Genomic DNA, 1,093 nt, shown 5'->3' with positions numbered 1-1,093 from the left:
AGACCGCATGGTCAGATATTAGACCATGCGGTCTGACGCTGCCTCCTCGCCTCGAGTGTCACGCTCCAGCCGCCTCGACGGCCAGTTGCCTCGACGGGACGGCTGGCCGTTCCGCGTTCGCGGTCACGCCAGTGCAAGCGGCGGTACGTCCACACCAGCCGCCAGCGCTGGGCGAGGGTTGGTGGTCACCACGTAGATCCGTTCGTCGGCGTCCCGCTGGCGGGCATTGATCAGGTGGTTCGCGTCCTGGATTCGGCGGGGCGCGTCGTCGTCGAAGTCCCGTGCCACGGGCTCAGCGGGCGAACGCTTCGGTCAGGCGCATGCTGTCGCCGTCCTCTTCCATCAGCACGACGGTGACGCCGAACGGGTCGGGATGGTCCAGCTCGATCGGGGTGAAGGAGAAGTTCACCGTGGCCTGGATGGGCGGCACGAGGTCGCCGCTGGGCTGCGGTGCGGGGGCCCCGGCCTCCAGTCCGGGGCGACCGATGCCCAGCCCTCCGGGCTGCGGTACAGCAGCTGCTCGGTGTAGGGGAACTGGTGCAGCACGTGCCCGTCGCGGGTGGCGAGCACCATGTTCAGGCACGGGGCCGGGCCGACGACCGGCAGGTTGCAGGCGGTGGCGACGTCGTGGGTCTCCCAGGCGACTTCGTCCTCGTCCACGTCAGCCTTCTTCGTCGGGGCGAGTTCGTCGGGGGAGCGCACCTCGTCGGGCCACTTCATGGCGTGCAGCAGGAGGGCGTCGTCGCGAATGCTGAGCAGCCCCAGGCGCTCACGGTTGTGCCAGGCGAATTGCCGCAACGGCACGTCAGATTGGACCCTCCCCAGCCGCCGACGTCTCGACGGTCACGAAGATCCGGTCCAGGTGGTGATGGAGTACCTCGATGGCCGACTCCGGACTCCGCTGGCCCACGAGGATGCTGGTGCCCATGGTCGCCGTCATCGCGAGCAGACTGATCGCCTCCGTGCGCGCTTCGACGCCGGGATCGGCCAGTCCTGATGCCTGGGCCTGTTCGAGCAAGCCTGTCAGGGCGTTCTCCGCGGCGTCGGGGTTGTCGAGGAAGGGCTGAGCAGCCAGCGCCTCATCGGTCACGGA

2 protein-coding genes and 1 pseudogene are annotated in these 1,093 nt (G+C 68.8%); all 3 read right to left on the bottom strand.

The annotated features are described in order from the left end of the window. Positions 1-123: 123 nt before the first annotated feature. On the bottom strand, positions 124-288 hold the full coding sequence (locus tag ACFU8Q_RS41650; protein ID WP_384465485.1) for a hypothetical protein: 165 nt from the start codon (positions 286-288) through the stop codon (positions 124-126). A gap of 117 nt (positions 289-405) precedes the next feature. Continuing rightward, positions 406-804 (bottom strand): hypothetical protein, encoded by a 399-nt coding sequence (locus tag ACFU8Q_RS41645; RefSeq protein WP_384465482.1) that lies wholly within the window; start codon positions 802-804, stop codon positions 406-408. Between the two features lies 1 nt (position 805). Continuing rightward, positions 806-1,093, bottom strand: a pseudogene (locus ACFU8Q_RS41640) (TetR/AcrR family transcriptional regulator); the annotation flags it as partial.

The organism is Streptomyces sp. NPDC057543 (assembly GCF_042801895.1).
Taxonomy (GTDB): domain Bacteria; phylum Actinomycetota; class Actinomycetes; order Streptomycetales; family Streptomycetaceae; genus Streptomyces.
Note: the sequence above shows the minus strand (reverse complement) of the source record. Positions and strands in the feature narration are given on the sequence as shown.